Here is a 26,231-nt window from a genome sequence, read left to right as displayed (position 1 = left end):
AGCGCGCCGTGCGTGGGAGATGATTGATGTCCGCCGCTACTGCCACCGAAAGCGCCGCAACTGCCGCGCCACAAGTTTTCGAAATTCGCCCCTTCAGCGGTGCCGTCGGCGCCGAGATCGTTGGCCTCGACCTGCGCCGGCCGGTCAATGATCAGGACTTCGCGCGCATTCATCGCGCGCACCTGGATCACCACGTCGTGGTCTTCCGCGATCAGCAGATCACCCCGCAACAGCAAATCGATTTCAGCCGCCGTTTCGGCGTGTTGCAGATCCACGTGCTCAAGCAATTCCTCTTGGCCAATCACCCGGAAATCCTCATCGTTTCCAACATCATCGAGAACGGCCATAACATCGGTCTCGGTGACGCCGGCAAATTCTGGCATTCCGATCTCTCCTATAAAGAGCTGCCGAGTCTCGGCTCGATGCTGCACGCCCAAGAGCTGCCCGCCGAGGGTGGCGACACGCTGTTCGCCGACATGCACAAAGCCTGGGACGACTTGCCCGCTGCGTTGCGCACTGCGGTCGAAGGACGTTGCGCTGCGCATTCCTATACCGCGCGCTACAGCGAAACCAAGTTCGAGGGTAACTGGCGCCCGACCCTGACTTCGGAGCAGTTGGCTCAGGTCGCCGAAGTGGTGCACCCGGTGGTGCGCACTCATCCGGAAAACGGCCGCAAGGCCTTGTTCGTCAGCGAAGGCTTCACCACGCGCATCGTCGGTCTGCCGGAAGACGAAAGTCGTCAGTTGCTCGGCGAACTCTTCGCCCACAGCGTGCTGCCGCAAAACATCTACCGCCATCAGTGGGAACCGCATGACCTGGTGTTCTGGGACAACCGCTCGCTGATCCACCTTGCCGCCGGCTGCCCTGCGCATCTGCGCCGCAAGCTGTATCGCACGACCATTCAGGGCGACGCGCCTTTCTGATTTGCCGGAGATAGATCATGAACGCCCCTTTGCCAGGCCACGCGGCCAGCAACCCGATCGCCCGCAGCGAAGCGTTGCTGGCCGTCGATCACGTCAGCCTCGAATACCGCACGCCGCAGCGGGTGGTGCGCGCTACCCATCAAGTCAGTTTCGCCGTCGACCCGGCTGACCGGTTCGTCCTGCTTGGCCCGTCCGGTTGCGGGAAATCGACCTTGCTCAAGGCGGTCGCCGGGTTCATCCAGCCCTGCGAAGGCGAGATCCGCCTGCAAGGCCAGCGCGTCGATGCGCCGGGGCCGGACCGCATTGTGGTGTTTCAGGAATTCGACCAGTTGCCGCCGTGGAAAACCGTAAAGCAGAACGTGATGTTCCCGTTGCTCGCCTCGCGCACCTTGAACAAGAAAGAAGCCGAAGAGCGTGCGTTGCATTATCTGGAAAAGGTCGGCCTCGCAGCATTCGCCGACGCCTATCCACACACCTTGTCCGGCGGGATGAAAGCGCGGGTGGCGATCGCCCGGGCCTTGGCCATGCAACCGAAAATCCTCTTGATGGACGAACCCTTCGCTGCACTCGATGCGTTGACTCGCCGCAAGATGCAGGAGGAATTGCTGCTGCTCTGGGAAGAGGTGCGCTTCACCCTGCTGTTCGTCACCCATTCGATCGAAGAAGCCTTGGTGGTCGGCAATCGCATCCTCTTGCTGTCGCCGCATCCGGGGCGGGTGCGCGCCGAAGTGCACAGCCATCAATACGACCTGCACAGCCTCGGCGGCGTGGCGTTTCAGGAATCGGCGCGGCGCATTCATCGTCTGCTGTTCGATGAGGGCCAGGCGCCGGAGACCGAACGTGATCACCACTTCAACGACATTCGCATCGCCTATTGAACGGCCAGGAGGTCTACCCGATGAGCCATTCATCATCCGTGCGTGAAGAATTCGAAACCGTGCTCGAGCCGCTGACCGCAGTGCCGGTCGAGCGCGAATTGCCGCTTGGCACGCGCCTGTGGCAACAGGGCTGGTTGCGCAAAAGCCTGATCCTGATCGTGCTGGCGATCATCTGGGAAGTGGTCGCGCGGATTCAGAACAACGACCTGATGCTGCCGAGTTTTTTGCAAACCGCGCAGGCCCTGTTCGACGGTCTGCTCAGTGGCGAGTTGCTGGCCAAGGTGTGGATATCCCTGGTGGTGCTGATCAAGGGTTACCTGATCGGCATTGTCCTCGCGTTCGCTCTGACGACATTGGCGGTCTCGACCCAGTTGGGACGTGATCTGCTCAGTACGATGACTTCGATGTTCAACCCGTTGCCGGCGATCGCCCTGTTGCCGCTGGCGCTGCTCTGGTTCGGATTGGGGCAGAACAGTCTGATTTTCGTGCTGGTGCATTCGGTGCTGTGGGCGTTGGCGCTGAATACCTATGCCGGATTTCTCGGCGTCTCCGAAACGCTGCGTATGGCCGGGCGCAATTATGGTCTCAAGGGGTTGCGCCTTGTGTTGTTCATACTGATTCCGGCGGCGCTGCCTTCGATTCTCGCCGGTTTGAAGATTGGCTGGGCGTTCGCCTGGCGCACCTTGATCGCTGCCGAACTGGTGTTTGGCGCGACCAGTGGCAAGGGCGGGCTGGGCTGGTACATCTTCCAGAATCGCAATGAGCTGTACACCGACAAGGTGTTCGCCGGGTTGGCGGTGGTGATCCTGATTGGTCTGCTGGTGGAGAATCTGGTGTTTGCCACCCTTGAGCGGGTGACCGTCAAGCGCTGGGGTATGCAGCGCTGACCTGAAAAGATCGCAGCCTGCGGCAGCTCCTACATGGGAAAACCATCCTCTGTAGGAGCTGCCGCAGGCTGCGATCTTTTGATCTGCTAGCATTGCGCATGGATCAATCCAGATCAGCCAAGAGTGCTCAGCATGCAACTCCCGGACATGAACCTTCTGGTCGCTCTCGATGCCTTGCTCGACGAGGGCAGTGTGGTCGGCGCGGCGCGGCGGATGAACCTCAGCCCGGCGGCCATGAGCCGCACGCTGACGCGGATTCGCGAAGCCATCGGCGATCCGATCCTGGTGCGCGCCGGGCGTGGTCTGGTGCCGACCCCCAAAGCCCTCGAACTGCGCGAACAGGTGCGCGACGTGGTCGAGCAGGCGGCGCTGCTGTTTCGCTCCGCCGATAGCGTCGAACTGGGCACCTTGCGTCGACGTTTCAGCATCCGCGCCAATGATTTCTTCGTCGGCGTTTATGGCGGCAAGCTGTTCGACACCCTCGACCAGCTCGCCCCGCATTGCGAATTGCGCTTCGTCCCGGAAGGCGATGGCGACGATGAAGCGCTACGCGAAGGGCGCATCGATCTGAGCGTGAGCAACACCCGGCCGCTCACGCCGGAGGTAAAGGTACAGAACCTGTTCTCCACGCATTTCGTCGGCCTGGTGCGCGAGAACCATCCGCTGCTCGACGGCGAAATCACCGCTGAGCGCTACGCCGGTTTTTCCCATATCAGCATGTCGCGGCGTGGCATCGCTCGCGGCCCGATCGACACGGCGTTGAATGCGTTGGGGCTGGAGCGCCGGGTGGCGGTGATCGCGCCGAGTTTCCATGCGGCGATGTTTGCCTTGCCCGACTCCGACCTGATTTTGCCGGTGCCCAAAGAAGCACTGCTCAGCGTGCGGCGGCTGGGCCTGAAACTGCGTTCATTCGACCTGCCGATTCCGCTGCCCATGCTGATGCTGACCCAGGCCTGGCACCCGCGCTTCGACAAGGACCCGGCCCACCGCTGGCTGCGTGAAACCCTCAAGACCTGCTGCGATGAAACGTGGCTGGCGGCACAGCCGTAAATCATCAGGCACCATCGAATCCCTGTGGGAGCGAGCCTGCTCGCGAAAGCGGTGGATCAGTCACCTCAATGGCGACTGGTCCACCGCTTTCGCGAGCAAGCTCGCTCCCACATAGGCATTCACCGTTGTGTCTGATGCACTTATAACCTGCCAATAAGTCAATTTTCGTCAGCATCAAGCCCCACTAAAATGCTCCGGTATTTCACCCCCGGAGCTTTTCATTCATGACATCCCTGACGGTCCCGGCGCCTCTCGCCGCGACCAGCCCGGCGACGGCGGCTGCGCCACCGGTGTTCGGGGCGCGGATCATCATTGGTCTGGTCGGCGTGCTGTTGGCCGTGCTGGTCTCGGGCCTCAACGAGATGGTCACCAAAGTCGCACTCGCCGACATTCGCGGCGCGCTGCACATCGGTTACGACGAAGGCACCTGGCTGGTCGCCAGCTACACGGCCACGTCGGTCGCGGCCATGGCCTTCGCGCCGTGGTGCTCAGTGACCTTCTCGCTGCGCCGCTTCACGCTGTGCGCCATCGGTCTGTTTACCCTGCTCGGGGTGCTGTGCCCGTTCGCCCCGAACTACGAAAGTCTGCTGCTGATGCGCATCCTCCAAGGCCTCGCCGGCGGTGCATTGCCGCCGATGCTGATGACCGTCGCACTGCGCTTTCTCCCAGCGAACATCAAACTGTACGGACTGGCCGGCTACGCACTGACCGCGACTTTCGGCCCGGGACTCGGCACGCCGCTGGCCGGTCTGTGGACTGAATACGTCGGTTGGCAGTGGACGTTCTGGCAGATCATCGTGCCGTGCCTGATCGCCATGGCCGCAGTGGCTTACGGATTGCCTCAGGATCCGCTGCGGCTGGAACGTCTCAAGACGTTCAACTGGAAAGGCCTGCTGCTGGGCTTTCCGGCGATCTGCATGCTGGTGATCGGTCTGTTGCAGGGCAATCGACTGGACTGGTTCGAGTCGAATCTGATCTGTGGATTACTCGGTGCCGGTTCGCTGCTGCTGGTGGCTTTTATGATCAATGAATGGTCGCAGCCGATTCCGTTTTTCAAATTGCAGATGCTCGGCATCCGCAACCTGCTGTTTGCGTTGATCACCCTCGCCGGGGTGCTGATCGTGCTGCTGGCGGTGGTACTGATTCCGTCGAGTTATCTGGCCCAGGTGCAGGGTTATCGTCCGGCGCAAACCGCGCCGATCATGCTCATTGCCGCGCTGCCGCAGTTGATCGCGCTGCCATTGGTGGCGGCGCTATGCAACTTGCGCTGGGTCGATTGCCGCTGGGTGCTCGGCATTGGTCTGAGCATGCTCGCGCTGTCCTGCCTGGGCGGTTCGCACCTGACTTCGGCGTGGATTCGCGACGATTTCTACGTCCTGCAATGGCTGCAGATTTTCGGCCAGCCGATGGCGGTGTTGCCGCTGCTGATGTTGTCGACCGGCAGTATCACGCCGATGGAAGGGCCTTTCGCGTCGGCGTGGTTCAACACCGTCAAGGGCCTGGCCGCCGTGGTCGCCACCGGCGTCATCGAAGCGCTGACCACCGCGCGCCTGCATTTTCATTCGACCATGTTGGTCGACAGCCTCGGCAATTCGCCGCTGGCCGATCACAGCGATCCGGGTCTCGCTCACCGCGTGCATGAGCAGGCGGTGGTGCTGACTTCGTCCGATTTGTACCTGTGCATGGCCGGCGTCGCTGTGGCGTTGATCCTGCTGATTTTCTGGCTGCCGACGCGGATTTATCCGCCGCGCGCGCCGACCTGATCGCTGTACTGAAACTGAAGGTTTTTTATGACTCAATCCAAGCAAAAACTCGCGGTGGCCGTGGCAGCCGCGCTGGCGGTGGGCGTGCTGGTATATCTGGCAATGCCCGGGCTGTTCGGCCAACGCACCGAGCAAACCACCAACGACGCCTTCGTCTCCGCCGACTACACGCTGGTGGTGCCGCGCGTGGCCGGGTTCATCAAGCAGGTGCTGGTCGAAGACAACCAACAGGTCAAGGCCGGGCAGTTGCTGGCGCTGATCGATGACCGTGATCTACGCGCAGCGGCGGAAGCGGCGGATGCGCAAACCCTGGTCGCGCGGGCGCAGTTGCAGAACGCCAACGCGACTCTCGAGCGGCAGGCTTCGCTGATCGCGCAGGCGCAGGCCACCGTGGTCTCGGCCAAAGCGGAAATGGCTTTTGCGCAGCAGGAACTGAACCGCTACAACCATCTCGCCGGTGTCGGCGCTGGCACCGTGCAGAACGCGCAGCAGGCGCGCACGCGCATTGATCAGGCCTCGGCGCGCCTCGACACCGCGACCGCGAAGCTGGCGGCCGAACGCAAGCAGGTCGAGATTCTCACCGCCCAGCGCAACGCCGCCGACGGCAATCTGAAACACGCGCAGGCTGCGCTGGAGATTGCCAGTTTCAACTTGTCCTACACGCGTATCACCGCGCCGCAGGACGGCATGATCGGCGAGCGTGCGGTGCGCGTCGGCGCCTACGTCACGCCGGGCAGCAAACTGTTGGCGGTGGTGCCGTTGCAGCAGGCCTATGTGGTGGCCAATTTTCAGGAAACCCAGTTGACCGATGTGCAGCCCGGGCAGGATGTGCAAGTGCGGGTCGACAGCTTGGGCGGTGAAGCCCTGACTGGCCGCGTCGAGAGCATTGCGCCGGCAACGGGCGTGACCTTTGCGGCGGTGAAACCTGACAACGCGACGGGCAACTTCACCAAGGTTGTGCAGCGGATTCCGGTGAAGATCGTGCTGGAACCGGGCCAGCCACTGGCCGAGCGGTTGCGGGTGGGGATGTCGGTCGAGGCGAGTATTGATACCGCCAGCTCAAAGGCGTCCGGGCGCGAGGTGACGCAGCGATGATCGGTGTTGAATCGGCTGTCGCCTTCGCGAGCAGGCTCGCTCCCGCAGGGACAACGCATTCCAGAATGTGGGAGCGAGCCTGCTCGCGAAAAAGCCAGTGGCAGCAGCTAACCTTCAGTGCCTTGCTCACGATGAGTCTCACCGCCTGCACTGTCGGCCCAGACTTCCAGAAACCCGAAGCCCCTCAGCCTGCCGACTGGGCCAAACCCGCCCGGTCCGCCCCAAGCCAGGCCGTTAGCGAACCCCTGAACGAACGCTGGTGGGAAACCTTCCACGACCCGCAACTTTCCGCGCTCACCCAACGCGCGCTGAACAACAACCTCGACCTGCAGCTGGCCAGCAGCCGCCTGCAACAAAGCCGCGCCGCGCGTCAGGTGATCACCGCCGAGCGTTATCCGAACAGCACCGCCAGCGGCAGCTACGGGCGCAAACGCAACAGTGGCAAAGGCTTGAACGATCCATCGGGAAATAACGGCGACGAGGCCTTCAACCTGTGGGATGCCGGTTTCTCCGCCTCATGGGAACTGGACTTCTGGGGCCGCGTGCGTCGTGAAACCGAAGCCGCTGATGCCAATCTCGAAGTGGCAGAAAATGATCGTCGCGGCGTGCTGCTGACGGTGCTTGCCGACACCGCGCAAAACTACATTCAGCTGCGCGGGGTGCAGAACACCCGCGCTGTCACCGAGCAGAACCTCGACGTCGCCCGCCACAGCCTGAAATTCTCGCAGCTGCGGCTGGCCGATGGCGTGGCCACCGATCTCGACGTCGCCGAAGCCGCCGCGCAAGTCGCCGCCATCGAGGCACGGCTGCCGGCGCTCGAGCAGCGTCAGGCGCAACTGATCAACGCGATCAGTCTGCTGATGGGCGAACCGCCGCAGGCCCTCGCTCAAGCGTTATCCACAGACGCGGCAGTGCCGCAGTCGCCACTGCAAGTCGCCATCGGCCTGCCGTCGCAATTGGCCGAACGCCGTCCGGATATCCGCCAGGCCGAAGCGCGTCTGCACGCCGCCACCGCCAACATCGGTGTGGCCAAGGGCGATTTCTATCCGCGCATCACCCTGTCCGGCAACTTCGGTTCACAGGCCATGCAACTGAGCGATTTCGGTTCATGGGGCTCGCGCGCCTTTGCCATTGGCCCGCAATTCAGCCTGCCGTTGTTCGACGGCGGACGCCTGCGCGGCATGCTGCAACTGCGTGAAGCCCAACAGCAGGAAGCGGCGATCGCCTACCAGCAAACCGTGCTGCGTGCCTGGCATGAAATCGATGATCAACTGACCGCCTACAACGCCAGCCAGCGCCGTCGCGACAGCCTCGCCGAAGCCGTGCATCAGAACCAGATCGCCCTGCGTACTGCGCAACAGCAATACGTCGAAGGCGTGGTCGATTTCGTCAACGTCCTCACCGTGCAAAGCGCCTTGCTCGCCACGCAGGAACAATGGGTGGAAAGCTCGACCGGCGTTTCCCTGGCGATGGTCGGTTTGTACAAGGCGTTGGGCGGCGGATGGCAGTCGGTCTATCCGGCAGCGCAACTGGCAGGCTCACTTGACGTCGCCAGACCCTGAACCCGCCGCGACAGCTATGATCAACTCCACTGCAGCGAACGGCGCAACGCCGGACCTGAATTGCAGAGGAGTTGCATCATGGAAAATCCGCAGCACAGTCTACCGGCCCTGTTCAAACAACTCGGCCTCGATGACGATCCGACCGGCATCGACCAATTCATCGCCAGCCATTCGCCGCTCAAGCCGGATTTGCATCTGGCTGACGCGTTTTTCTGAACGGCAGGTCAGGCGCAGTTTCTGCGCGAGGAGATTCTCGACGATGCGGACTGGGCGGAGGTGGTGGATCAGTTGAATGTGATGTTGCGCAAGGGACGGGCTGATTACTTCGGCTGAGGCCAAGTCCGTGCCGTATGCACCAGCGCCATGATCCAGACGGCATCTCTCTCCGTTTGATAGACAAGACGGTAACTGGGATGCGGAATCACCTCACGCGTTCCGGCAATAATGCCGGCACGGCCAATCAACGGATTGTCGGAAAGGCGATGAACCGCTTCGCTGATGCGCAGATCCATTTCGATGGCCGCTCTTGGGTTGGCGGCCTGCAGGTAGTCCCAAATGTCTGCACGATCCTGTGCGGCAACTGGCGTCCATATGATTTTCATAGGTGATCTTCTGCCTGCCTGCGCTTTGCCGCGAACGCTGCTTCTACGTCTTCGTTGTTCAATCCGTCTCCGGCACGTACGGATTCCCGAGCGATTTCAACCTTGCGTTGCAGGAACGCTTCATATTCGCGGGCCTCTCGCTGGGTTTGAACATACTGACGCATCATGTCTCGCATGATTTGCGACGCCGGCCGGTGTGCCGCTTCGGCTTCCGCCATGAACTCCTCCCGCAGCTCCGGCTCCAGTTTCATTGTGAAAACGGCTTGTTTTGACATGTTGGGCTCCTGAATTTGGTGATGACAACGTATATACCTTGTCAGTATCGAAGGAGATAGCTTTGAGTCAGATAGGGCGACTAACGGAGAGATTTGTTTCAAAACTTGACTGAAATTCCTCTCCAATGCGATATTGATAGTTAGCAAACTAACAGTGTCCGTTATCCCGTGTCCGATTCCCTCGACAGTCTCCAGATGAACATCAGCAGCGCCATGGTGGTGGCCGCCCGGCATTGGCGGAAGATCTGCCAGACCACGCTGGTCAACTATGGAATTTCCGAAGCCTGCGCCGTGCCCTTGTTGATGATCGGTCGCTTGGGCGAGGGCGTGCGTCAGGTGCAAGTCGCCCAGGCTGCGGGGATGGAGAGTCCTTCGCTGGTGCGCTTGCTCGATCAGCTGTGCCATGCCGGTTACGTCTGTCGCACCGAAGATGCGCAGGATCGCCGGGCCAAGTGCCTGAGCCTGACCGATACCGGTCGCGAGCTGGTGCAAGCGGTGGAGGCCGAGCTGGTGCGCTTGCGTCATGAGGTGCTGGAAGGCATCGAGCGCAGCGATCTGGAAGCTACGCTTCGGGTACTGAGGGCTTTTGAGGCGGCGAGTTCGCCTGTGGTGGTCAATTCTTGAACGGTTTTTTCACTGGCATGCCGCCGGCCCGTGACTGGTTTTACGGGGTCCGTACTTTTGCAGCGTCGATGATTGCGCTGTACATCGCCTTGCTCATGCAAATGCCGCGTCCGTATTGGGCGATGGCCACGGTGTATATCGTCTCCAGCCCGTTTCTCGGCCCGACCAGCTCCAAAGCGCTGTACCGCGCGGCCGGTACATTTCTCGGCGCAGCGGCGGCGGTGCTGTTCGTGCCGATGTTCGTGCAGAGCCCGTACGTGCTGGTGGTGGTGATCGCGTTGTGGACCGGCATTCTGCTGTTCATGTCCCTGCATCTGCGCACGGCCAACAGCTATGCGCTGATGCTGGCCGGCTACACCTTGCCGCTGATTGCCCTGCCGGTGGTCGATAATCCGCTGGCGGTGTGGGATGTGGCCGAGGCGCGTACCGAAGAGATTTTCCTTGGCATCGCCGTCGCTGCGGTGGTCGGTGCGATGTTCTGGCCGCGACGGCTGGCGCCGGTGTTCAACGATGCCGTGAGCAAGTGGTTCGCCGATGCGACGAGCTACAGCCTGAAGTTTCTCAGCCGCGATGTGCAGCCGGAAGAAGTCACCGCGCTGCGCATGGCCATGGTCGCGAATTTCAACAGCCTCGAGTTGATGATCGGCCAGTTGCCCCACGAAGGCGCGCGGCCACAAACCGTGCGTAACACCAAGGAGCTGCGCGGGCGCATGATTCACCTGTTGCCGGTGATCGATGCCCTTGAGGATTCGCTGTACGCCCTCGAACGCCGCACCCCGGAACTGGTGGAGAAATTCCAGCCGTTGCTGACCGCGACCCGGGAATGGCTGGGCCACGCGGACGCCAACCTTGAGCGCTGGCAAGCACTCAGAGATCAACTTGAAGCGTTGCAACCGAGCGCCGAAGCGCTGGAGGAGCGCAAGCAGTTGCTGTTCTCCAATGCGATTTACCGCCTCGGTGAATTCATCGATCTGTGGCAGGACTGCCGCAGCCTGCAGGATGCGATTCTGTGCGAGCGCCAGGACAGCTGGCGCGCGGTCTATCGGCACTGGCGCCTGGGCCGGTTGACGCCGTTCATCGATCGCGGGCTGATGCTCTACTCGGTGACCTCGACCATTCTGGCGATCATCGTTGCTTCGGTGCTGTGGATCCTGCTCGGCTGGCCGGACGGCGGCAGCGCGGTGATCCTGGCAGCGGTGGCGTGCAGCTTCTTTGCCTCGATGGACGACCCGGCGCCGCAGATTTACCGGTTCTTTTTCTGGACCGGGATGTCGGTGCTGTTCGCCAGCCTTTATCTGTTTCTGATTCTGCCCAACCTGCACGACTTCCCGATGCTGGTGCTGGCGTTTGCCGTGCCGTTCATTTGCGTCGGCACGCTGACCGTGCAGCCGCGATTCTACCTCGGCATGCTGCTGACGCTGGTCAATACCTCGTCGTTCATCAGTATTCAGGGCGCCTACGACGCTGACTTTTTCGCCTTTGCCAACTCCAACCTCGCCGGGCCGCTGGGGCTGTTGTTCGCTTTCATCTGGACGCTGGTGGCGCGACCGTTCGGCGCCGAGCTGGCGGCCAAGCGTCTGACCCGGTTCAGCTGGAAAGACATCGTCAGCATGACCGAGCCGGCCAGTCTGGCCGAGCATCGGCATTTGGGCGTGCAGTTGCTCGATCGGCTGATGCAGCACCTGCCGCGTCTGGCCCTGACCGGTCAGGACACCGGCATCGCCATGCGCGAAGTGCGTGTCGGTCTGAATATGCTCGATCTGCTTGCCTACACCCCGCGCGTCACCGGCGTGCCAAACGCCCTGCTGCGACAAGTGGTGGGCGAGGTCGGCGAGTATTTCCGCGCGTGCCTCAAAGCCGACGAACGCCTGCCGGCACCGAGCGGTCTGCTGATGACACTCGATCGTACCCGCCGAGCGCTGAACGGCCAGGGCGACGATGAAACCCGTCGACACCTGTTGCACGCCTTGAGCGGTCTGCGTCTGGCCTTGCTGCCCGGCGTCGAGTTCGTCTCCAGCGCCGAGCCCGAAGAACCGCTGCCCGATGGAGCGCCCCTATGATCGGTGATCTGGATATCAGCGGCATCTTCCTGCCGACCCTGCTGGTGCTGATGGGCATCACTTACGTGCTGTTTTTGTTGGTGCATGGCGTGCTGCAACGCCTGCACTTTTACCGTCTGGTCTGGCACCGGGCATTGTTCAACGTGGCGCTCTACGCCGTGCTGCTGTACGGCGTGGACTCACTCAGTCGATACCTGATGACATGAAAAAACCGTTTCTGACCATCGGTCGCGTGGTCCTGACCCTGCTGATCGTGACTTTTGCCGTTGTCCTCGTCTGGCGCATGGTGATGTATTACATGTTCGCGCCGTGGACCCGCGACGGCCACATTCGCGCCGACATCATCCAGATCGCCCCTGACGTTTCCGGGCTGATCCAGCAGGTCGAGGTAAAGGACAACCAGTTGATCAAACGTGGCCAGGTGCTGTTCAGCATCGACCAGGATCGCTTCAAACTGGCCCTGCGCCAGGCCAAGGCCGCCGTTGCCGATCGCGAAGAAACCCTTGCCCAGGCCCAGCGTGAAGCCAAGCGTAACCGCGGTCTCGGCAATCTGGTGCCGGCCGAACAGCTGGAAGAAAGCCAGTCGCGCGTCGCCCGTGCACAATCGGCATTGGCCGAAGCCTTGGTGGCGGTCGACAGTGCGCAGCTCAACCTCGATCGCTCGGTGATCCGCAGCCCGGTCGACGGTTACGTCAACGACCGCGCGCCGCGTCCGCAGGAATTCGTCACCGCCGGGCGCCCGGTGTTGTCGGTGGTCGACAGCAACTCCTTCCACATCGACGGCTATTTTGAAGAAACCAAACTCGACGGCATCCACGTCGGGCAATCGGTGGATATCCGCGTGATCGGCGACCGCGCGCGGTTGCGCGGACATGTCGAAAGTATCGTCGCCGGCATCGAAGACCGCGACCGCACCAGCGGCAGCAACCTGCTGCCCAACGTCAACCCGGCGTTCAGTTGGGTACGCCTGGCGCAGCGGATTCCGGTGCGCATCGCTTTTGATGAGGTGCCGGCCGACTTCCGCATGATCGCCGGGCGTACCGCCACCGTGTCGATCATCGACGATCAGCATGAGGAGCCGCAGCCATGAGCAGGGCCTGGTTGATCGCCGGGTTGGGCTTGATGCTCTCGGCCTGTCAGATGGTCGGCCCGGATTATCAGGTGCCCGCCGACGCGGCGGTGCAGCGCATGGATATTCAGGGCGAGCTGGCAGTCGCCGGCAAACCGGTGGTCTCGGCGCCGGTGCCGACCGACTGGTGGCGGCTGTATAAAGACCCGCGCCTTGATCAACTGGTGCAGCAGGCCATGGCTTCCAATACCGACCTGCGCGTGGCGGCGGCGAACCTGTCGCGGGCACGTGCTCAGGTGGATGAAGCCGAGGCCGCTGGTGGCTGGAGCGGCGGGGTGAAAATGGGCGCGCAACGTTTGCAGGAGTCCGGTCAGGCGTTCCTGCTGCCGGAGAAAGTCCCGGTGGCCAACATTGCCGATATCGGCATCAGCGCTTCGTACCAGTTCGACCTGTGGGGCACCTTGCAGCGCGGCATCGAAGCGGCCAAAGCCAATGCCGATGCGACTCAGGCCGCCGCCGACACGGCGCGCATCACTTTGGTGGCGGACGTGGTTCGTGCTTACACCCAGGTCTGCGCAGCCAACGAAGAGCGGGAAATCGCCGAGCACTCTCTCGATCTGCAATCGCAGAGCACCACTCTGATCCAGCGCCTGCGCGATGCCGGGCGTGGTGACGAGACTCAGGTCACCCGTTCGCAGACCCAATTCAAATCCCTGCGCGCCGACTTGCCGCGCTATGAAGCAGCGCGTCAGGCCGGGCTGTTTCGTCTGTCGATGCTGCTGGCCAAACCGGTCGAACAGTTGCCGGCAGGTACCGCCAGTTGCGCCGAGTTGCCGAAGATCGCGCAACTGGTGCCGGTCGGTGACGGCGCTGCGCTGCTCAAGCGCCGCCCGGATATTCGTCAGGCCGAGCGGCGTCTCGCAGCGGCAACCGCCGGCATCGGTATCGCCACTGGCGAGCTGTACCCGGACATCAGCATCGGCGCGACCATCGGCACCGTCGGCATCATTGATGACCTTGGCGACCCGTCGACCAACCGCTGGGGCTTTGGCCCGTCGCTGAGCTGGAAAGTACCGACCAACGGCGCCCGTGCGCGCATTCGTGAAGCCGAGGCCAACACTCAAGGCGCGCTGGCGCATTTCGACGGCGTGGTGCTCAACGCCATCCGCGAGACCCAGACCGGTCTGGCCCAGTACAGCGCGCTGCTGCAACGCCGCGATGCGCTGGCCGAAGCCGAACAGTCGGCGAAGCTCGCCGCCGAGCAGACGCACCGCTTCTTCCAGGCCGGCCGCGAGTCGTTCCTTGCCGACCTGCAAGCAACCCGCACCTACACCGATGTCACCGCGCAACTGGCCGCCGCCAACACCCAGGTCGCGATGAGCCAGATCGATTTGTTCCTCGCCCTGGGCGGTGGCTGGGAAAGCGGACGAACGAACACCTCGAGCGCCAGCAAACCCTGAGGCCGTTGCTATGCTTTGAAGTGTTGGAGGGGCGCCCCATGCCAAGCGCTCCTGCAATGCACATTGCTCGTGCTGGCCCAGGGGAAACCAATAATGAAAAACCCTTACGCTCTCGGCTTCTGGTGCGCTCTGGTGGCACTGGTGCTGCTCTCGGCCACGTATTTCTACGGGATCATGCTGGCCCACCAGATCGATACGGCGATGATCTTCCTCGACAGCGCCGTTGCGCTGATCGCGGTGATGGCGATCGTCGTCGTCGCGTGGACCTCGATTCAGCTGCAACGGGTCAAGAGGCGCCAGCTCGAACGGGGCAGGATGCTCGTGCTGATCTGGGACACCAAAGTCGCCCTGCGCCGGGTTGAAACCGTGTTCGACCGCTACTTTTGGGGCAGTTACTGGCAGCCCGGGCGAACCTTCGCCGAAGTCATGGGCGAGCTCACCGGCACGCCGCTGGAAAAAAGCCTCGAAGCCCTGAAAAAGCAATGCCTGGAACTCGACAAGCAGATCGCCGATGACGGCTGGCACTGGCTGAACAACGCCCGCGAGCTGTCCGACGTCGCCACGGCCATGGCCCGCGAACGCTATCAGCTGGATTTCTGCGATGTGCGGGCGGATACCACCGGCGGAGCGGTGATCGATCGCGACTTTGAAGTGCTGGTGTATACCTGGACCGCGCGGCTGAAGAGCTTTGATCATCAGCTGGATGAAATCGAGGTTCAGTATTCCTGATTTGCTGTGAATCCACCGACCTCTTCGCGAGCAGGCTCGCTCCCACAGGTACGGCACTGTCCTGGTGGGAGCGAGCCTGCTCGCGAAGAGCCCGCAAAAACACCGAAACTCTTCGCTCCTGTCGACTGTCCATTCCCCCCATAGACACTCTTTAACCTTTAAACATTGGGCCGTCTTCCGCGCCCGGTGCTAATCTCCACCGCTTAATTGCGCACAGTCGAGCCGTGACCCGATCCCGGGTTCAAGGAAGACGACTTCATCCACAGCCACGGAAACCGATCAGGTCATTCATGAATAAATCAGCAGGCGTGCTTCTCGGAATTGTTGTTGCCATCGGCGCGATCAGCGCAGGCGGGGCCTGGTACACCGGGACCAAGATCGAAGGCGTACTGAACAACGCCGTGACCAACGCCAACAAAGAGTTGCAGACCGCCATGGCCGGCTCCAACGGCACCGCGTCGCTGGAACTGGTGTCGCTGGAACGCCACACCTTCACCAGCACAGCGCACTATCGCCTCAAGGGCGAAGGCGAAATGTTCGGTGATGCGCCGGTCGAGCTGCTGTTCGTCGACCACATCGAACACGGCCCGCTGCCGTTCTCACGTCTGGTTTCGCTGAAGTGGCTGCCGGTCATGGCCACCAGCAACTACGAGCTGGAAAAGAGCCCGTCCACGGAAAAATGGTTCGCCGCCACCAACGGCGCCGCGCCGCTCAAGGGCGTCACCAACATCGGTTACGACGAATCGACCACCAGCACCCTCAACCTGGTGCCGTTCGAAACTGCGCTGGATGAGCAATCGAGCCTGAAATTTTCCGGTCTGAGCATGGACATCGCCGCCAGCGCCCAGGCGCAGAAAGTCAAGGCCGACGGCTACATGGACAACCTGAAACTGGTCACCGTGTCGGAAGACCAGGCGCCGGTGCAGGTCGAGCTCAACGGCCTGACCCTGGCCAGCAACCTCGCCAAGAGCAGCTACGGCTACTACACCGGGGAAAACACCCTGGAAGTGACCAGCAGCAAAACCACCTTCGGCGCCAAGCCGATGGTGCTGGGCGTGAAGAACTTCGAAATGAAGAACCGCACCGAAGAAAGCGGCAGCAACGCCTCGGGGCGTGCCGACTACAAAATCGGCGAAGTGACGCTCAACGATAAGAAAGTCGGTTCGGCGGCCATGGCCATGAGCCTGAAGAACCTCGACATTCCGTCGACCATGTCGCTGATGCAGATCTACCAGACCAAATTGCAGCCGTACGAAAAAGCTGCCGCCGAAGCTGCCGCACAGGGGTTGCCGGCACCGGAGCTGAATCTGACCGAAGCGGAAAACGCCCAGGTCAAAGCCGATCTGCAGAAGTTGCTGGCGGCCGGCCCGCAATTGGCGCTGGAGAATCTGTCGTTCAACACCGCCAACGGTGAAAGCCGCGCCAATCTGGTGATCGACCTGACCAAGCCGCAATCGATGGACCTGCCGCCGGATCAACTCGGCAAGCAACTGATCGCGCTGCTCGACCTGAACATTCAGGTGTCCAAGCCGATGCTCGTCGATTTGCTCAGCGTGCAGGCGCAACTCGATGGCCAGACTGACGCCAAAGCCATCGTCGATCAGTCCAAGGAAGCGGCAGACATGTTCGCCGGCATGGCGGTCGGCTCGCAATTGGCTGTCGCCGACGGCACCAACGTGGTGACCAAACTGCATTACGCGGCCAATCAGGTCGAATTCAACGGCCAGAAGATGACCGTCGAGCAGTTCATCGGCTTCCTCATGAGCAAGTTTGCCGGCGTCACCCAAGAGCAATAAGCCCACCGCGCGCCCTCCAGACGCCCGGCCCCTGTGTAAACAGGCGCCGGGCGTTTTGCTGTACGGGTTTTGTACAGACAGGCCGATTCTGAACAATTATTGCGTTGTGAAAATTCGACTACGCTTGCGTGCAGACTGCCTCACCAAGCTTGGCCGAGGGCTGTCATCGTCGGCCACCGTTACGAATGGGCAAGGAGGGCATTGCGACCCGGCTGGCCATGTAAGGATGCTGACAAATGCCGCGTATTGATGGCCCTGTATTACATCGTGGTTTGCGCCCTTTGTTCCGATTCGCCCTGTGCAGCCAGTTGCTCTGGCCAGTGCTGGCGCTGGCCGACACACCCTACGACGAGATGGTGCGCGATGCCCGCGCCGGGCACTACACGCCTGCGCTGACGGTTTTGCGTCAGGTGCCGCCGGGCCAGGCCAGCGACGGCCAGGTCAGCGATCACCTGCAAATCGCCAGTTGGGCCGGGCTCGATGCCGAAGTGGTCAAGGTCTATGAAACCCAGGGTCGCGACCGCGTCCTGCCGGTGCAGGCACTGACCGCCGCCGCGCGTGCCTATCGCAACCTCAAGCGCTGGGATCAGGCTACCCAGGTCTACAACAAGGCGCTGGCGCTGGAGCCGGACAACGCTGACCTGCAACTGGGCCTCGCGCTGACTCAGGCCGATGCCGGCAAGCCCGATCAGGCCGTCACCCGCGCCCAGGCGCTGGTCGCCGCCAAACCCGACGATCCGTCACGCCGCCTGGCCTTGGGCTATGCCCTCGGCCGCGCCGGCAAACAATACGATGCGCTGTTTGAATTCGATCAAGCCTTCATCCGCGCCGGCAACAAACCGGAAGTCGCCCGCGAGTACGTGGTCGCGCTGCAAAAGGCCCGTCTGCCTGAACCGGCGCTGCGTCTGGCCAGTCAACGTCCCGGCCTGATTGATCCGGTGACCTTGCGCCGGCTCGAAGGCGATCTCGCCGCCGAACGCGTGCGCCTTGCCGAACTGGCCACCCGCAGCGAAAAGGAACGCTATGTCATCGCCGACCGCGCGCTGGCCGATTACGACAAACTGCTCGCAACCTGGACCCCTGACGCCACTGCCCACGATGACGTGACGCGCTGGCGCATCGACCGCATGGGCGCGCTCAAGGCCCGCGCGCGCACTGCCGACGTCATCAGTGAATACCAGAAACTGCAAGCCGAAGGCGTGGAGATTCCGACCTACGCACTGCGCTGGGTCGCGGCGTCTTATCTGGATCAACGCGAGCCTGAAATTGCCACCGATCTGTATCGCCAGGTGCTTTCGGCGCCGGACGCTGATGTCGGTGATCGTCTTGAGGACACCACTGCGCTGTACTACTCGCTGCTGGAAAGCGACCGCGCCGACGAAGCACGCAAGGTCGCCGAGGACGCAGCGAAAGCCCAGCGTCCGCGTGTCGAGCTCAAGGGCTTGCCGATCGGCAACCCCAACGACGAATGGATGGATGCCCAGCAACTCGCCGCCCAGGCCGGCACCTACGGTTCCGATCTTCCGCACGGCGAAGAGCGCTTGCAGACGCTGGTCGATCAGGCACCGGGCAACCTTGGCTTGCGTCTGGCCCAGGCCGATCTCTACCTCGCCCGCCAGATGCCGCGCCGCGCGGAAAGCCAGCTCAAGGAAACCGAGAGCATGGCGCCGCGCGATGCCGGCCTGGAAGTCGCTCAGGCGCGCACCGCGATGGAGTTGCAGGAGTGGCGGCAGAACGGTGCGCTGGTCGACGACGTGGTTGCGCGCTATCCGGACAACCGCCAGGTGCAGCGCCTGGCTCGCGAACGGGAAGTGCATGACATGGCCGAACTGCGTGTCGAAGCCTACGGCGGCAAGGCCAACGGTGGCGGCAGCGGCGATGCCGGTGCGGTCAGCGGCAGCCGTGATTTCGGTATCCAGAGCACCCTTTACAGCCCACCGATCAACGAGGATTGGCGGGTGTTTGCCGGCGCCGGTTATGCCACCGGTGATTTCGCCGAAGGCACCGGCCACCATCGCTTCCAGCGCGTCGGCCTGGAACGGCGCACCCGTGACATGACCCTCGAAGCCGAGGTGTCGAATCACGATTACGGCTTCGGTGACAAACAAGGCGCACGCCTGGCGATAGCCCGCGACATCAACGATCACTGGCAGTACGGCGGCAGCCTCGAATACCTCTCGGCGGAAACCCCGCTGCGCGCGCTCAACAGCGATATCAAGGCCAACGGCGGCAGTGCGTTCCTGCGCTGGCGCGCCAACGAAAGCCGCGAGTGGCGCGTGTCGGTCAGCCCGTCGCACTTCAGCGATGGCAACAACCGCGTCGAAGCCTTGGTGACCGGGCGCGAGGGCATCTACACCGCGCCGAACATTCAGGTCGACGCCGGCCTGGAAGTCGGCACCAGCCACAACTCGAAATCCGACGACGTGCCGTACTTCAACCCCAAGTCGGACTTCAGCGTGATGCCGCTGGTCAACGTCAACCACGTGCTCTACCACCGCTACGAGACTTCCTGGAGCCAGCAATTCCAGGCCGGCGCGGGCACCTACAGCCAGCGCGACCACGGCACCGGCGGCATGGCATTGCTCGGTTACGGCCAACGGTACGCCTGGAACGACGTGCTCGATGTGGGCGGCATGTTCAGTGTGATCAACCGGCCTTACGACGGTGATCGGGAAACTGATCTGCGTCTGCTCGTCGACCTCACTTTCCGCTTCTAGAAGAGTTTGAAGATGCCTTTTATCTCGCGTTTCATCCTTCTGCTGGGAGCGCTGCTGATCAGCGCCTGCGCCCAGCAAGCCCCGGCCTTCGCGCCGCCCTCCGAGCGCCCGGTCGCGGCCAGTGAACAACCGTGGCCAAAAAACCATGTGCTCGGCATCGCCTATCACGATGTCGAAGACCGTGATCCCGATCAGGCCGTAGTGGCGGTGCGCACCGAGCGCATGATCGAGCAGCTCGCCTGGCTGCGCGAAAACGGCTACAAACCAGTGACCGTCGACCAGATCATGGCCGCGCGCAAGGGTGGCCCGGAGCTGCCGGCGAGAGCGGTGCTGCTCAGTTTCGACGACGGTTACGCCAGCTTCTATACCCGCGTGCTGCCGGTGCTGCGCGCCTACAACTGGCCAGCCTTGCTGGCGCCGGTGGGCACCTGGATCGACACGCCGCTCAATCAACCGGTGGATTTCGCCGGCACGCCGCGTAACCGTGACAACTTCCTGACCTGGCAGCAGATCCGCGAAATTTCCAAGTCCGGGTTGGTAGAGATCGCCGCTCACACCGATGCCAACCACAAAGGCATCCTTGCCAACCCGCAGGGCAACCTGCAACCGGCCGCCGCGACCCGGCGTTATGACCCGGTGACCAAGCGCTATGAATCCGAAGCCGATTTCCAGGCACGCATTCGTACCGACGTGAAGAACATTTCCGAGAAGATCCGCAAGGCCACCGGTTACAAACCACGGGTCTGGGTCTGGCCGTACGGCACCGCCGACGGTACCTCGCTGACCGTGGTCGGTGAGGAGGGCTATGAAATGGCCCTGACCCTGGACGACGGCCTCGACACCCTCGATAACCTGATGAGCGGGCCGCGCTTTCTCGTCGCGTCCGATCCTGACGGCGAGCATTTCGCCAACAGCATCGTTTCGGTGCAGGCCGAAGCACCGATGCGCGTGGTGCATGTCGATCTCGACAACGTCTACGACCCGGACCCAGCGCAGCAGGACATCAACCTTGGCAAACTGGTGCAGCGCATGGCTGACCTGGGCGCCAGCACGGTGTTCCTGCAAGCCTTCGCCGATCCCAAGGGCGATGGTCTGGTGCATTCGCTGTACTTCCCCAACCGTCACCTGCCGATGCGCGCCGACCTGTTCGACCGCGTCGCCTGGCAGTTGCGCACCCGTGCCCATGTGAAAGTCTTTGCGTGGATGCCGGTGCTGAGTTTCGAACTGGATTCGAAGCTGCCGCGTGTAACCCGCTGGGATCCGGAAACCGCCATCACCTCGGTCGATCCGAAGCAGTACAAACGCCTGTCACCGTTCAACCCCGAAGTGCGCAAGATCATCGGTGAAATCTATGAAGACGTGGCGCGGCTGACCTCGGTCGACGGCATTCTCTACCACGACGATGCGGTGCTCTCGGATTTCGAAGACGCCAGCCCGGATGCCTTGAAGGCGTACGCCGCTCAAGGTCTGCCGGGTTCGATTGCCGCGCTGCGCGACGATCCGGCGGCGATGCAACGCTGGACGCGTTTCAAGAGCCGCTACCTGATCGACTTCACCAACGAACTGACCGCGAAGGTCCGTGCGATTCGCGGCCCGCAAGTGCTGACCGCACGCAACATCTTCGCCGAACCGATGCTCAATCCTGAAAGCGAAGCGTGGTTCGCGCAGAACCTCGATGACTTCCTCGCCACCTACGACTGGACGGCGCCGATGGCCATGCCATTGATGGAAAAACAGACACTGGCCGAGTCCGGCCCGTGGCTGGAAGAACTGGTTGCCACGGTGAAGAAACGTCCCGGCGCGCTCAACCGCACCGTGTTCGAATTGCAGGCGCGTGACTGGAACCAGAAGGATCAGGCCGATATCGATGCCGTGCATCTGGCGGACTGGATGGGCCGGCTCAAGCGCCAGGGCGCGACCAGTTTCGGTTACTACCCGGACAACTTCCTCGACAACCTGCCAGACCTGAAAACCGTAAGGCCTGCACTCTCCAACAAATGGAATCCATAACATGCTGGATAGACTGTTAGCCCTGCTTGTTCTGGCGATTGTCCTTGGCGTTCCGCTGGGGCTGATCTTCCTGGTGACCGGCCAGTTCCTGATGTCGTTCGTGTTCTTCTACCCACTGTTCATGTCCGGGTTGTGGATCGCCGGCGGCCTGTATTTCTGGCTGCACTGGGAGCGCCACTGGCCATGGCAGGACGACACGCTGCCGCCGCCGCTGGAAGGCGAGCCGCTGATTTCGATCCTGATTCCTTGCTACAACGAAGGCGATAACGCTGCCGATACCATTTACGCGGCGCTGGCCCAGCACTACCCGAACATCGAAGTGATCGCGATCAACGACGGCTCCAAGGACAACACCGCCGAAGTGCTCGATGCGCTGGCCAAGGAAGATCCGCGACTGCGGGTGCTGCATCTGGCGGAAAACCAGGGCAAGGCTGTGGCTCTGCGCATGGGCGCGATCGCTGCGCGCAGCGAGTATCTGGTGTGCATCGATGGCGACGCCTTGCTGGCCCCGAACACTGCGGCTTATCTGGTCGCGCCGATGCTGGATAACGCACGTCTTGGCGCAGTGACCGGCAACCCGCGGATCCGCACGCGTTCGACCTTGATCGGGCGGGTGCAGGTCGGCGAGTTCTCCTCGATCATCGGGCTGATCAAACGTACGCAACGGGTGTTCGGGCGCATCTTCACCGTCTCCGGCGTGATCGTCGCGTTCCGTCGTACTGCGCTGAACCGGGTCGGCTACTGGAGCCCGGACATGATCACCGAAGACATCGACATCAGCTGGAAGCTGCAACTGGATCACTGGAGCATCTTCTACGAACCGCGTGCGCTGTGCTGGATCCTCATGCCGGAAACCCTCGGCGGCCTGTGGAAGCAGCGTCTGCGCTGGGCTCAGGGTGGCGCCGAAGTGCTGTTCAAGAACATTCGCGGCATCTGGCAGTACCGCCATCGCTACCTGTGGCCGCTGCTGTTCGAATACTGCCTGTCCACCGGTTGGGCCTTCACTTTCCTGCTGTCGGTGATTTTCTGGGGCATGGGCAAGTTCATGGTCATGCCCGACGCGATCGCCGTCGATCACCTGATGCCGCCGGCCTTCACCGGCCTGTTGCTGGCGTTCGTCTGCCTGGTGCAGTTCGCTGTCAGCATTATCATCGATCGGCGCTATGAACCGGGTCTGGGCAAGACCATGTTCTGGGTGGTCTGGTATCCGCTGGTGTTCTGGCTCGTCAGTCTGCTGACCACCCTGGTCAGTTTCCCCAAGGTGTTGTTCAGCCAACACAAAAAACGCGCGCGCTGGGTCAGTCCTGATCGGGGTATCAAACCGCTGGGCGACGACCAGGAGGAAGTCATCAAATGAAAATTATCCGGACTCGCCAACGGCCCTTTCTGGTGGTGATCGACGTGATCCTCACCGTCCTGGCCTGGGTCGGCCTGCTGTTCCTGCTGGTACGCGGGTTATGGCCATTGATCGAAACCAGCGGCGGCCCGCGCATCGATCATTCGGCGTTCGATGCCTTGGGGACTCTGCAGGTTTATATGTGGGTGGCGCTCGTCAACGCGGTGATCCTGATCGGTTGGGCGCGTTACCAGCAACGCAAAAGCCGCAGCTTCGCCCAGCGCCGTTTGCCGTCACCGGTGATTGGCGATGAAGGTCTGAGCAAGAGTTTCAAGCTGTGCGACGAGCGTTTCCAGAAATTGCGCACGCCGGGGGTGATGACCATTCACAACGATCAGGACGGCGACATCAGCCATGTCGAAACGCACTTCTGGCCGCTTCAGCAGCAAGCACTGCCGGCGCCGCTGGCACCTTTGGAGCATCCACGGGTGATCTTTCTGCATGCCGAAGAAGACGACAGTCGCGAGCCGGTGAAACGCCTGACCTGACCTCGCACAGCGCCGGTGTCAGGCCTGGATCAGCGTCCAGGCCTCTTTCATCCGCAAAGGTTGCTTCATTCGCTCGGCCAGCAGCGCCATTGCGCGTTGCTTGTCGCAGGCCACCGCCGCAACGACGATGCCGTCTTTTGCAAACAGGCCAATGAACGGCGGCTGTTCCGGCTCACCGCTGAACTCGACCTCGTCCCATTCCTGCGCGTGACCGAGATAGTCGTAATTCTTGCCAAAGTGGTAGGTCCAGAAAAACGGCACATCCAGATAATGTTCCTCGCCACCGAGCATATTGGCCGCAGCGATGCGCGCGTGTTGCTGGGCCAGGCGCCAATGCTCAATGCGGGTTGGCTGGCCATTCAACGGAAACGTGGCGATATCGCCGATGGCCCACAGGCCATCGCTGACGCGCATGCCGTCATCAACACGCAACGATTGGTCTTCTTCCTTGGGCAATGATTCGAAAGGTTCAGTGGCCGGGTGAACGCCGACGCCGGCGAGAACCAGATCCGCCGCCAGGCGCAGACCGTTGTCGAGCAGCACGCCCTCGACCTTGTCCTCGCCAAGGATCTGCGTAGCCTCGTGTTCGCTGATGAACTTCACCCCTTGCTCTTCGTGCAACCCGCGAATCGCTTTGCCCACCGCTTCGCCGAACTGCTTGGCGAACGGGATTGCATGGCGTGCCAGCACGGTGACGTCGAGGCCGAACTCGCGCAGGGCCGACGCGCATTCGAGAGCAATAAAACTGTCGCCGATGATGACCGCGCGCTGGCCCGGTTGAGCGGCGTTGATGATCTGTTCAGCCTGTGCTTTCGAACGCAGGACGAAGACGTTGGCCAACTCGGCACCAGGCAGCTTCAACGGATTGGGCGCGCCACCGGTGGCGAGTACAGCGGCGTCGTAGCGCAGGATGCCGCCGTTGTTCAGATGGAGTGCTTTGCCTGGGGCGTCGAGTGAAGTCACTTCGCCTTGCACACGTTCAATGCGTTGCGCTTGATAGAACGCCTCATCGCGCAGCGGCGGCACTTCTTTGGGCGACATCTCCCCGGCGAGGACAAATTTGCTCAACACCGTGCGGTCGTAGCCGGCATCCGGTTCGCCATCGACCAGCACGATGCGCCCGCCAAAACCCTTCTCCCGCAATGCCGCCGCGCAAGCCGTGCCCGCAGCCCCGGCGCCGACCACCACGAATGTTCTTGGGTCGTCAGCGGGCGGGGTGTGCGGATCGGGCAGGGGCTGGTCATCGACCCAGACTTCATCGCCGCGCAACTCCAGCGGATAGCGTTTGAGACTGTCCAGTGATGGCGGCTCGCACAGGCCGCCGTCCTCGGCACGGTACGCGGCTTTGTGCCAGGGGCAGATCAACCTGCCGTGACACAGCGCCCCCTCGGCCAACGGCGCCCCGGCGTGTGGACACAGGCCCTGAAACGCCCGCAACTCGCCGTTGGCACGCAGCAGGACGATCTTGCAGTCGCCGATTTCGACTTGCAGGCCACGGTCTTGCGGGACATCGGCGAAACGGGCGACACGGTGCAGGGACATGTTCGGCTTCCTCGCAGGCATTTTTCTTGTGAGTTGGCGGCGCCGCGCGAGGTTCAGCCATTTGCTACTGCCAAGGCACGAACGGTACAGCTATAGTCTGCGGGCCGACGACGGCCTCACTGCACAAGGTGCTCCCGGAATGACCCGATTGACCTCTCTCAACCCATGGCTGGCGGCCATCGCCGTGACCCTTTGCGTGCAGTTCCAGGCGCAGGCCCAGGAGCGCTTCACCCTGAGCATCCCCGGCGTGTCGGATAACCGTCTGTTCACCTCGGCAGCGGCAAGTGACGCACCCGGCTGCGGCGGCAAGAACCAGTCGCCAGCGCTGAGCTGGAATGCCGGCCCGGCCGGTACCCAGAGCTACGCCATCGTCATGCACGACCCGGACGGCCAGAAAGGCTTGGGCGTCGATCACTGGATTCACTACGGCATCAAACCCACCACCCACCAGATCGCGGCCGGCGTCGGCGCCAAATCCGCCCTCGAAGGCGTCGGCGGCACCAACAGCAAAGGCAACACCCATTACATGGGTCCATGCCCGCCAGTGGGCGACAGCGCGCACCACTACATCATTCAGATCTACGCCCTCGACCTCGCCCCGGACGCCCTGCCGGCTGGCCTGACCCGCGCCGAGCTGATGGAGAAAATCAAAGGCCATGTGCTGCGCAACAGCAGCGCGGTGCGGCGTTATCACCGCTGAGGCTCGGCCGCTCACGGGCGGCTGACTGCTCTGATTCCCCAGCCATTTGGCATTGCCCCGCGAAAACGCGCACTATCGAGCCATTGCCAATGCGCTGGAGGACACCGTGGCAGCAAAAATCGACCGCATCGCCCAGCTACTCAACTGCCCGGAAAAGGGCGAACAAATGCGGCGGGCAGTAACCGAGACACGTAAGGAATTTCTGCTGAATCAGCCGGAAGAAGACCTCGTTGAAGAAGACGAGGTATTTGACGAGGCTGAGGAGGAGGGGGATGACGACGATGAATATGATGAGTTTGACTGGACGACGGAGTGACGGCGTTCCAGCGACCTCGTCATTGCTCACAAAAAAGCCCCGGACCATCACAGTCCGGGGCTTTCTCGTATGATTCATGGTGCACCAGGCGGGATTCGAACCCACGACCCCTGCCTTCGGAGGGCAGTACTCTATCCAGCTGAGCTACTGGTGCAGCGGGCGACATCATACCTAGGTCGGCTCGGGGCGTCCATGCCGGGTTTGGCGGGTTTTGTCAGTGTGCGTGTCGGCGCAAAATCGCTGCATTCCTTAAAGCGGTAACGTCCTGCAAAACCCTCGCTTGGCGCTT

General features: G+C 62.2%; 23 protein-coding genes, 1 tRNA gene and 1 pseudogene. 21 read left to right on the top strand and 4 right to left on the bottom strand.

Annotated features, from left to right (window positions below):
- Positions 1-26 precede the first annotated feature (26 nt).
- The 8 genes and pseudogenes from JWU58_RS26555 (at position 27) to JWU58_RS26520 (ending at position 8,491) form a co-directional block, all read left to right on the top strand.
- Positions 27-923 (top strand): TauD/TfdA dioxygenase family protein, encoded by an 897-nt coding sequence (locus JWU58_RS26555; RefSeq protein ID WP_206421281.1) that lies wholly within the window; start codon positions 27-29, stop codon positions 921-923.
- 17 nt (positions 924-940) lie between these two features.
- Positions 941-1,801 (top strand): ABC transporter ATP-binding protein, encoded by an 861-nt coding sequence (locus JWU58_RS26550; protein ID WP_122698868.1) that lies wholly within the window; start codon positions 941-943, stop codon positions 1,799-1,801.
- 20 nt (positions 1,802-1,821) lie between these two features.
- Positions 1,822-2,688 carry an ABC transporter permease gene (locus JWU58_RS26545; RefSeq protein WP_041477414.1) on the top strand — a complete coding sequence of 289 codons (867 nt, stop codon included), beginning with the start codon at positions 1,822-1,824 and terminating at the stop codon, positions 2,686-2,688.
- Between the two features lie 132 nt (positions 2,689-2,820).
- Positions 2,821-3,738 (top strand): LysR family transcriptional regulator, encoded by a 918-nt coding sequence (locus JWU58_RS26540; RefSeq protein WP_016772273.1) that lies wholly within the window; start codon positions 2,821-2,823, stop codon positions 3,736-3,738.
- A 224-nt stretch (positions 3,739-3,962) separates the two neighbouring features.
- Positions 3,963-5,501 carry an MFS transporter gene (locus JWU58_RS26535; RefSeq protein ID WP_206421280.1) on the top strand — a complete coding sequence of 513 codons (1,539 nt, stop codon included), beginning with the start codon at positions 3,963-3,965 and terminating at the stop codon, positions 5,499-5,501.
- A gap of 27 nt (positions 5,502-5,528) precedes the next feature.
- Positions 5,529-6,596, top strand: a complete 1,068-nt coding sequence (locus tag JWU58_RS26530; RefSeq protein ID WP_110602297.1) for an HlyD family secretion protein — start codon at positions 5,529-5,531, stop codon at positions 6,594-6,596.
- Positions 6,593-8,158, top strand: coding sequence for an efflux transporter outer membrane subunit (locus JWU58_RS26525; protein ID WP_206421279.1), 1,566 nt, complete (start codon positions 6,593-6,595; stop codon positions 8,156-8,158). The genes JWU58_RS26530 and JWU58_RS26525 overlap by 4 nt, the downstream gene beginning before the upstream one ends.
- A gap of 78 nt (positions 8,159-8,236) precedes the next feature.
- Positions 8,237-8,491 (top strand): annotated as a pseudogene (locus tag JWU58_RS26520) (DUF2789 domain-containing protein).
- Here JWU58_RS26520 and JWU58_RS26515 read toward each other — a convergent pair.
- Positions 8,479-8,760: a type II toxin-antitoxin system RelE/ParE family toxin gene (locus JWU58_RS26515; RefSeq protein ID WP_206421278.1), complete on the bottom strand. Its 282-nt coding sequence runs from the start codon at positions 8,758-8,760 to the stop codon at positions 8,479-8,481. The pseudogene JWU58_RS26520 and the gene JWU58_RS26515 sit on opposite strands and share 13 nt — an antisense overlap.
- On the bottom strand, positions 8,757-9,035 hold the full coding sequence (locus tag JWU58_RS26510; protein ID WP_016772267.1) for a hypothetical protein: 279 nt from the start codon (positions 9,033-9,035) through the stop codon (positions 8,757-8,759). Before JWU58_RS26510 ends, JWU58_RS26515 begins: the two co-directional genes overlap by 4 nt.
- Positions 9,036-9,230: 195 nt before the next feature.
- On the opposite strand from JWU58_RS26510, the gene JWU58_RS26505 reads away from it, so the two are divergent.
- From JWU58_RS26505 to pgaD, 11 genes are all read left to right on the top strand, one after another.
- Positions 9,231-9,659 (top strand): MarR family winged helix-turn-helix transcriptional regulator, encoded by a 429-nt coding sequence (locus JWU58_RS26505; RefSeq protein WP_016772266.1) that lies wholly within the window; start codon positions 9,231-9,233, stop codon positions 9,657-9,659.
- Positions 9,656-11,719 (top strand): FUSC family protein, encoded by a 2,064-nt coding sequence (locus JWU58_RS26500; RefSeq protein WP_206421277.1) that lies wholly within the window; start codon positions 9,656-9,658, stop codon positions 11,717-11,719. Before JWU58_RS26505 ends, JWU58_RS26500 begins: the two co-directional genes overlap by 4 nt.
- The gene (locus JWU58_RS26495; RefSeq protein ID WP_016772264.1) at positions 11,716-11,925 is read left to right on the top strand and encodes a DUF1656 domain-containing protein; all 210 of its coding nucleotides are present in this window, start codon (positions 11,716-11,718) and stop codon (positions 11,923-11,925) included. The genes JWU58_RS26500 and JWU58_RS26495 overlap by 4 nt, the downstream gene beginning before the upstream one ends.
- Positions 11,922-12,809: an efflux RND transporter periplasmic adaptor subunit gene (locus JWU58_RS26490; RefSeq protein WP_016772263.1), complete on the top strand. Its 888-nt coding sequence runs from the start codon at positions 11,922-11,924 to the stop codon at positions 12,807-12,809. The genes JWU58_RS26495 and JWU58_RS26490 overlap by 4 nt, the downstream gene beginning before the upstream one ends.
- Complete coding sequence (locus tag JWU58_RS26485) at positions 12,806-14,248, top strand: efflux transporter outer membrane subunit (RefSeq protein WP_206421276.1); 1,443 nt, start codon at positions 12,806-12,808, stop codon at positions 14,246-14,248. Before JWU58_RS26490 ends, JWU58_RS26485 begins: the two co-directional genes overlap by 4 nt.
- 93 nt (positions 14,249-14,341) lie before the next feature.
- Positions 14,342-14,977: an NADH:ubiquinone oxidoreductase subunit N gene (locus JWU58_RS26480; protein ID WP_206421275.1), complete on the top strand. Its 636-nt coding sequence runs from the start codon at positions 14,342-14,344 to the stop codon at positions 14,975-14,977.
- 290 nt (positions 14,978-15,267) lie between these two features.
- Positions 15,268-16,773, top strand: a complete 1,506-nt coding sequence (locus tag JWU58_RS26475) for a YdgA family protein (RefSeq protein ID WP_016772258.1) — start codon at positions 15,268-15,270, stop codon at positions 16,771-16,773.
- Between the two features lie 236 nt (positions 16,774-17,009).
- Positions 17,010-19,490, top strand: a complete 2,481-nt coding sequence (gene pgaA / locus JWU58_RS26470) for a poly-beta-1,6 N-acetyl-D-glucosamine export porin PgaA (protein WP_206421274.1) — start codon at positions 17,010-17,012, stop codon at positions 19,488-19,490.
- 12 nt (positions 19,491-19,502) lie between these two features.
- Complete coding sequence (gene pgaB, locus JWU58_RS26465) at positions 19,503-21,500, top strand: poly-beta-1,6-N-acetyl-D-glucosamine N-deacetylase PgaB (protein ID WP_122601359.1); 1,998 nt, start codon at positions 19,503-19,505, stop codon at positions 21,498-21,500.
- A 1-nt stretch (position 21,501) separates the two neighbouring features.
- On the top strand, positions 21,502-22,857 hold the full coding sequence (pgaC, locus tag JWU58_RS26460; protein ID WP_056786973.1) for a poly-beta-1,6-N-acetyl-D-glucosamine synthase: 1,356 nt from the start codon (positions 21,502-21,504) through the stop codon (positions 22,855-22,857).
- The gene (pgaD, locus tag JWU58_RS26455) at positions 22,854-23,384 is read left to right on the top strand and encodes a poly-beta-1,6-N-acetyl-D-glucosamine biosynthesis protein PgaD (protein ID WP_123444120.1); all 531 of its coding nucleotides are present in this window, start codon (positions 22,854-22,856) and stop codon (positions 23,382-23,384) included. The genes pgaC and pgaD overlap by 4 nt, the downstream gene beginning before the upstream one ends.
- 18 nt (positions 23,385-23,402) lie before the next feature.
- Here the strand turns inward: pgaD and JWU58_RS26450 are convergent, their stop codons facing one another.
- Positions 23,403-24,926, bottom strand: coding sequence for an FAD-dependent oxidoreductase (locus JWU58_RS26450; protein WP_206421273.1), 1,524 nt, complete (start codon positions 24,924-24,926; stop codon positions 23,403-23,405).
- A 139-nt stretch (positions 24,927-25,065) separates the two neighbouring features.
- Between JWU58_RS26450 and JWU58_RS26445 the strand changes: the two genes are divergently transcribed.
- A complete protein-coding gene (locus JWU58_RS26445; protein ID WP_206421272.1) occupies positions 25,066-25,626 on the top strand; it encodes a YbhB/YbcL family Raf kinase inhibitor-like protein in 561 nt (186 codons plus the stop codon).
- Between the two features lie 46 nt (positions 25,627-25,672).
- Positions 25,673-25,942 carry a hypothetical protein gene (locus tag JWU58_RS26440; protein WP_016772252.1) on the top strand — a complete coding sequence of 90 codons (270 nt, stop codon included), beginning with the start codon at positions 25,673-25,675 and terminating at the stop codon, positions 25,940-25,942.
- A gap of 77 nt (positions 25,943-26,019) precedes the next feature.
- Here the strand turns inward: JWU58_RS26440 and JWU58_RS26435 are convergent.
- Positions 26,020-26,096, bottom strand: a tRNA-Arg gene (locus JWU58_RS26435).
- Positions 26,097-26,231: the final 135 nt, after the last annotated feature.

This window comes from Pseudomonas atacamensis (assembly GCF_017167965.1).
Classification (GTDB): Bacteria; Pseudomonadota; Gammaproteobacteria; order Pseudomonadales; family Pseudomonadaceae; genus Aquipseudomonas; species Aquipseudomonas atacamensis.
The sequence above is the reverse complement of the archived record's forward strand: the minus strand, read 5'-3'. Positions and strand labels throughout refer to the sequence as shown.